This window comes from Sphingomonas phyllosphaerae (genome assembly GCF_029623345.1).
Classification (GTDB): Bacteria; Pseudomonadota; Alphaproteobacteria; order Sphingomonadales; family Sphingomonadaceae; genus Sphingomonas; species Sphingomonas phyllosphaerae_C.
This window is the reverse complement of the sequence record NZ_JAPYKH010000045.1, coordinates 1-6,739: the sequence shown is the minus strand read 5'-3', so window position 1 is coordinate 6,739 and position 6,739 is coordinate 1. Positions and strand designations below refer to the sequence as shown.

The 6,739-nt window shown below is 67.6% G+C and carries 6 protein-coding genes; 1 reads left to right on the top strand and 5 read right to left on the bottom strand.

Features of this window, described 5'->3' with window-relative positions; translation table 11 throughout:
- Nucleotides 1-30: 30 nt before the first annotated feature.
- The 5 genes from ppa to QBJ89_RS19895 form a co-directional block, all read right to left on the bottom strand.
- Nucleotides 31-609: an inorganic diphosphatase gene (ppa, locus tag QBJ89_RS19915; protein WP_277982196.1), complete on the bottom strand. Its 579-nt coding sequence runs from the start codon at nt 607-609 to the stop codon at nt 31-33.
- A 34-nt stretch (nt 610-643) separates the two neighbouring features.
- Complete coding sequence (locus tag QBJ89_RS19910) at nt 644-2,572, bottom strand: M61 family metallopeptidase (RefSeq protein WP_277982195.1); 1,929 nt, start codon at nt 2,570-2,572, stop codon at nt 644-646.
- Between the two features lie 141 nt (nt 2,573-2,713).
- Nucleotides 2,714-4,390 (bottom strand): GMC oxidoreductase, encoded by a 1,677-nt coding sequence (locus QBJ89_RS19905; protein WP_277982194.1) that lies wholly within the window; start codon nt 4,388-4,390, stop codon nt 2,714-2,716.
- Nucleotides 4,391-4,452: 62 nt separating this feature from the next.
- Nucleotides 4,453-5,010 (bottom strand): gluconate 2-dehydrogenase subunit 3 family protein, encoded by a 558-nt coding sequence (locus tag QBJ89_RS19900; protein ID WP_277982193.1) that lies wholly within the window; start codon nt 5,008-5,010, stop codon nt 4,453-4,455.
- A gap of 142 nt (nt 5,011-5,152) precedes the next feature.
- The gene (locus tag QBJ89_RS19895) at nt 5,153-5,836 is read right to left on the bottom strand and encodes a DUF1345 domain-containing protein (RefSeq protein WP_277982192.1); all 684 of its coding nucleotides are present in this window, start codon (nt 5,834-5,836) and stop codon (nt 5,153-5,155) included.
- 53 nt (nt 5,837-5,889) lie between these two features.
- Between QBJ89_RS19895 and hisS the strand changes: the two genes are divergently transcribed.
- A partial coding sequence (hisS, locus tag QBJ89_RS19890; RefSeq protein ID WP_277982191.1) for a histidine--tRNA ligase occupies nt 5,890-6,739 on the top strand: 850 nt, incomplete at its 3' end.

Genomic DNA, 6,739 nt, shown 5'->3' with positions numbered 1-6,739 from the left:
CACGCCCGCTCCCTAGCAAGACGCGTCGGCTCAGCCCCGACCGGGCACGTCGTGGTCGTGCGGCTCCTCGCCCTCGGCCTTCGCCTCATTGTAGCGCGCGATCGCCTCGAGCGTGATGCGGCGCGCTTCCTCGCGGCCACCCCAGGTGCCGATGCGCACCCACTTCAACTTCTCCAAATCCTTGTAGTGGGTGAAGAAGTGCTCGATCTGCTGGAAGACGATCTCGGGCAGATCGTCCTTCTCGCCGACGTTGGCGTAGTAAGGGAAGGTCGAGTCTACCGGCACGCAGACCAGTTTCTCGTCGCCGCCGGCCTCGTCCTCAAGGTTAAGCACCGCGATCGGGCGCGCGCGCACGACGCAGCCCGGAATGAACGGCGAGCGCGCCACGACCAGCGCGTCGAGCGGATCACCGTCGGGTGACAGCGTGTGCGGCACGAAGCCGTAATTGGCCGGGTAGCGCATCGGCGTGTGGAGGATGCGATCGACGAACAGCGCGCCCGACGCCTTGTCGAACTCATACTTCACCGGCTCGCCGCCGGTGGGCACCTCGATTACGACGTTGAGATCGTCGGGCGGATCCTTGCCGACGGGAATGAGATCGATACGCATGCGCTTCCCCTTACTTGCGGCAACGCCCCGCGGGTCAGCGGGGCGTCAGGAGACGATCGAGGCCACCGTCGCCGGTGCCGATCTTCTGCAACCGCGGGTAGCGCAGGCCGCCATGATAGTCGAGCGCTGCACTGCGGAATCTATCCGAGGCCTTAACCATCAGCTGGATCGGCGCCTTGCTGGTCTTGGCGGCAGTGGTCGCGGCCTTCAGCTTGTCCGCCGAGTAGGCATCGCCGTTCACCGCAACGATCTGGTCGCCCACGGTGAGCCCCGCGTCGAAGGCGGCGCTGCCCCAGGTGACGCCGGTGAGATTGCCCGTCGCATCGAGCGACAACCCGCCCGAGTAGGTCAGGTTGGTGCTGCGCGCGCTCGTCTCGGCCGCCTTGAAGGAGGCGGTCGGTGTCTCACTATAGGTCAGACGATAGCCGTTGCGTGCGAATCCCTCGATCGGCGCGCCCGCGGCATGCTCGGTGAGGCGGCGCTGGAGGTAGCCGGCCCAGTCCCACGGCACGATGCCGTTGAGCGTCCTGGCGACGTCGTCAAAGGTGTAGGTGAGCTCGCCCCAGTCGCCGTCGCGCACGCCGAAGAAGGCGCGCGCGAAATCGTCGATCGACTTGGCGCCGCCCGATTTCTCGCGCAGCAGCGAGTCGACGTCCATCCAGACGAGCAATCCCTCGTTGTAATAGTCTTCGCTGCGCTGCCAGCTGGTCCAGCCTTTCGGCCGGCGCGACGAGATGATCGGATCGTTGGTGGTGTCGACCAGGTCGCGCCACTGCCGCGCCGGCTGGCTGTCATACAGCGCCATGATCGCGGCATATTGGTCGAGCGTGTCCTGCTTGCTCACCAGCCCCGAGCGCGCCTGGAGGACGTAGCCCCAGAATTGCGTCTGGCCCTCATACACCCACAGCAAGGAGTCGCGCATCGGGGTGCGGAAGTCGGGCGTCCACAGGTCCGCGCCGCGGCGGAACTTGCCGTCCCAGCTGTGCGTGAACTCGTGCGGCAGCAGGTTGCGTCGGCCGGGACCGTCGTCCCACTTCGTGAAATAGCCTGGCGTCACGCCGTTCTCGCTCGAGCGATGATGCTCCAGCCCGATGCCGCCGAGCTGGTCGGTGATCGAGAGCAGGAACTCGTAGTGATCGTAATGCTGCGCGCCGAAGGTCTTCACCGCCTGGTCGACCAGCCGCTGGTGCCCCGCGATCTGCTCGGGCGTGGCGGCGAGCTCGGCGGGATCGTCGGCAAAGACGTTGAGGTTAACCTTGGACGAGAGCGGCCAGGTCTTGCCGTAGCGGCCGGCCAGGATCGGGCTGTCGACCAGCACCTCGTAGTTCGTGGTCTCGTACGCATAGGTCGAGCCGGTCACCTTGGCCTTGAGCGCCCCGGCCGCAGTCCAGCCGTCCGGGTATTTGACCGTCATTTGGATCGGGATCTGCCGCGTGAACCAGCCCGCGGGATAGAGGCTCACCGAGTTGGGCTGGAGCGAAATCATCGTCGGCGTCACCGCGATGCGGCCCTGGTTGGCGGCGGTGGCGGAGATGAACTGGAACTTCGCTTCGACGCTGCGCGCCCCGGCGGGGACGTCGAGGTGGAAGGCGAAGACGTCGACCGGGTCGCGCGTCCACTCGATCCGCTTGCCGTTCGCGGTGACGATCAGGCCCGCGAGCTTCTCGATCTCGCCGCGAGGGCTGTGCGCGCCGGGCAGCCATTTGGGAAAGAGCAGCACGAGATGGCCTGCCTTCGCCACTGGGATTGTCTCGGTGACGTTGATGATGCCGCGCTGCGTGTCGGTGGCGTCGACGCTGAGACGGATCGTGCCGGCATAAGGCGTGTCGCGCGGCGCCGGGATCGTGTCCTCGAACGGAACCGGCTGCGGCGCGCTGTTGCCCGCGGGCACCTGCGCGGCGGCGCCGAGCGGGGCGAGGATGGTGGAGGCCAGCAGCGCGGCTGCGGCGAAACGTCGGATCATGGCGGGCGCCCCTGATGTGCTTTTTGTCACATCCGGCGTAACCAGCGTGCGCCGCGCTCGTCCAGCCCCGACGCGTAAAAAGGTCAGTCAGGGTGACCGTTTGCCCCTAGGCGGGGCGGCACCTGCGCCGCCCCTGCTCGATCAGATCATGCCCGCCTTCATCTGCTTGACCGCATGGTCCGCGGCGCGCGCGGTCATCGCCATGAAGGTGAGCGACGGGTTGACGCACGACACCGATGCCATCTGCGATCCGTCGGTGACGAACAGGTTGGGCGCGTCATGCGCCTGGTTGAAGCCGTTGAGCACCGACGTACCCGGATCGCGCCCCATGCGCGCGCCGCCCATCTCGTGGATCGCTTCGCCGGGAACGTGCTTGCCGCGCCCGCCGGTGACGTTGGTCAGCCCGGCCTGGCGCAGCATCAGCTGACCCTGCTCGAGCGCGTCGTCCATCATCTTGATCTCATTGTCGCGGAACGTAACGTCGAAGCGCAGCAGCGGGGTGCCGAAGCGATCCTTCTTGGCGAAGTTGAGCATCACGCGATTGTCGTCGTACGGCAGGCATTCGCCGAATGCGCCCATCGAGAAGCGCCACGGCCCGTATTCGCGCATGCCGTGCTTCATCCCCGCGCCGAAGCCCTCGGGCGCGGCGGCCTGGCGGAACGCCTGCCCCTGATAGCCGTAGCCGCGCTTGAACGGCAGCTCCTCGGCGACGAGGTTGCGGAAGCGCGGGACATAGACGCCGCCGGGCCGCCGGCCATATTCGATCAGGTCGGTCATGCCCGGGATCTCGCCCGAGACCCCGACGCGGAAGATATGGTCCATCACGCCGCTGCCGAGCGCGCCGTTCGAGTGGAACCAGCTACGCTCGCTGTCCGCGGCGCGCGAGTTGAGCAGCACGTGCATCGAACTCATCGCCGACGCGCAGAGGAACACCATCCGTGCGTTGACCACCTCGGCGCGGCCGGTGTTGGCGTCGACCAGCCGCACGCCGGTGACTCGCTTGCGCTGCGGGTCATATTCGAGGTTGGTCGCCCAGGTGTCCGAGCGCAGCGTCAGCCGCCCTGTCGCGCGCGCGGCGGGGAGGGTCACCGCCTGAGTCGAGAAATAGGCGCCGTAGCTGCAGCCGTGGCTGCACTGCGCGCGCTTCTGGCAGCGCGAGCGGTTCTGCTCGGGCTTGTCCTCGGTGATGTTGCTGAGCCGCGCGTTGATCAGCTTGCGTCCGGGGAACTCGCGCTCCAGCCGCTCCTTCAACCACGTCTCGGCGACGTTCATCGGGAACGGCGGCATGAACTCGCTGTCGGGCAGGTAGGGCAGATTCTCCTTACCGCCCGAGACGCCGATGTATTTCTCGACATATTCGTACCAGGGGGCGACGTCCTCGTAGCGGATCGGCCAGTCGACGCCGACGCCCTCGCGCTTGTTGGCGGAAAAGTCGGCGTCGCTCCAGCGGAAGCTCCAGCGCCCCCAGGTCAGCGACTTGCCGCCGACGACGGAGGGGCGCACCCAGTTGAACTTGTTGGGCGCGTCATAATCGTAGGGGTTGAGGCGGTCGTTGATGAAGAAGGGCTGGGTGGCGGGCGAGACCCAGCCGTTGAGCGCGAAATAGTCGCGCTTGGCGAGCGCGGCGGGCATCTTGTCGCGCGCCGGCACCTCATAAGCGGGCTTGCCCTCGAACGGGTAGTCCTCGCCGTGCTCGACCATGCGGCCGCGGTCGACCATCAGGACGCGCAGTCCCTTCTCGGTGAGCTCCTTGGCGGCCCAGCCGCCGCTGACGCCGGAGCCGATGACGATGGCGTCGAAGCGATCTGTTGCTGCCATGATGTTCAAGTCCGCGATATCGAGGGTCGGATGGGCCGGGGCGGCGCTGGACGCCGCGCGGCTCAGGACGAGAAGATGCGTTTGACCTTCGCGTAGGGATAAGCGCCGTCATAGTCGCCGGGGACCGGCAGGTAATGCCGCTCCTGCGTGATCCCGACCTCGGAGGTGTAATAGCCCGAGATAACGAGCTGCCGGAACGCGGTGAAGAAGGGCAGGCCGCCGGTCAGCTGGTCGTTCATCGCCAGCGTCAGCAGCGCGTCCTGCTGCGCCGCGGTCGCCTTGGCGGCGAGGACCTTATAATCCGCCATGCTGCGCGCGTCGATCGCGGCGAGGCCGCCGAGGATCGTGGCGCGATCGTCGTCGACCGCCCAGTCCCCCATCATATGCTCGATATATTCAGGGACGCCCGCGGCGATCGCGCCGGGCGTGTCGGTGGTGGGCAGCACGCGCTCGCTGAGCGCCGCGACCGTGGCGCGCTGCGCGGCGGTGAAGACCGGCGCGGGCGGGCCGGTGTTGATCACCGGGTTGGGTTGGTAGGCGGTGGCACGGGCGAGCGGGGCGAACAGGTTCGCGCCGAAAACCGCGACCACGCCGGCAAGTGCCTGGCGACGATCGATCATGCGCGCGCTCCAGGCGCGCGGCGTCCGTAAGTGACGCGCATATCCTCTCCCACCCCATCAGGTTGTTGAGGTGATGTTTCCACGTCAGGGCGTCGCCGTCAATGCGATAACGGTAGCGGTACCACGCGTCGCGCGGTGCCGCTCAGCTGGAGCCCAACACGTTGATGCTGAAAGCGATCACGCCGAGGTTGAAGACGAAGCCGGCGAGGCACTGTCCCAGCACCACGCGGCGCACCGGGGCTGCGGCGATCGTCACGTCCGAGGTCTGGAAGGTCATCCCCAGCGTGTAGCTGAAATAGAGGAAGTCCCAGTAATCGGGCGCGCTCGTCCCGGGAAAGTCGATCCCCTTCGAGTCGCCGCCCGCCTGGGCCGGCATGTAGAACAGATGCGCGTAGTGCAGCGCGTAGACCATGTTCGAGAACAGCCACGCCAGCACGAGCGTGCCGATCACCAGCAGCTTGCCCGCACCGCTCTCATTGCCCTTCAGCTCGGACTCGACCGCGACGAGGATCGCGAGCGTCACCGCGCCCGTCACCGCGAGCAGCAGTGCGCGGTTGGCGTCGTTGCTGCGGGACGAGCGCCGCATCTGCGCGGGCGTGTCGTGGCGAAACAGCGGCACCAGCGAGACCAGGAAGGTGAAGGCGGCGATGTCGAACGCCGCCATCACCCCGCGGCCCTTGCCCAGATGCGGGATCGCGAGCGCCAGCGCGCCCGCGAACACCAGCACGAAAAGCACGAAGCGCGGCGGCGCGAGGCGGCGGCCGATGCCCCACCAGCGCGGCGGGAGCGAGCGGGCGGCGGAATCGCTGGATGGGTCGTCGGTCATGCGACGATTGGCTAGCGCTCGCGCGGCCGCTCGCCTAGATACGCCGACCCATCATGAGCCGTATCCAGCCACCCGCCCGTGTCCGCGGCACCCAGGACATCTTCCGCGGCGAGCAGCGCCGCTTCGCGCGCGTGCTCGACGCCTTTGACCGCGTGCGCCGCCTCTACTGCTTCGAGCGGGTCGAGGTCCCCGTGTTCGAGGACACTCAGGTGTTCGCGCGCTCGATCGGCGAGACCACCGACGTCGTTTCCAAGGAGATGTACTCCTTCCCCGACAAGGGCGGCGACATGCTGACGCTGCGTCCCGAGTTCACCGCGGGGATCGCCCGCGCCTATATCAGCAACGGCTGGCAGCAATATGCGCCGCTCAAGCTGGTCACCTCGGGGGCGGTGTTCCGCTACGAGCGGCCGCAGAAGGGCCGCTACCGCCAGTTTCACCAGATCGACGCCGAGATCCTTGGCGCGCCCGAGCCCGCCGCTGATGTCGAGCTGCTGACGCTGGCCGACCAATTGCTCCACGAGCTCGGCATCGCGGAGGGGGTGACGCTCAAGCTCAATACGCTCGGCGACGCAGCGACACGCGAGGCGTGGCGCGCCGCGCTGGTGGCGCATTTCGAGGCGCATCGCGGCGAGCTGAGCGAGGACAGCCTGACGCGGCTCGAGAAGAACCCGCTGCGCATCCTCGACTCGAAGGACCCGCGCGACCGCCCGATCGCCGACAGCGCGCCCGATATTGACGCATATCTGACGGAGGAGGCGCGCGCCTTCTTCGACGCGGTGACCGCGGGGCTCGACGCCGCCGGGGTGCGCTGGGAGCGCGACGCGCGGCTGGTGCGTGGGCTCGATTATTATCGCCACACCGCGTTCGAGTTCGTCACCGACCGGCTCGGCGCGCAGGGGACGG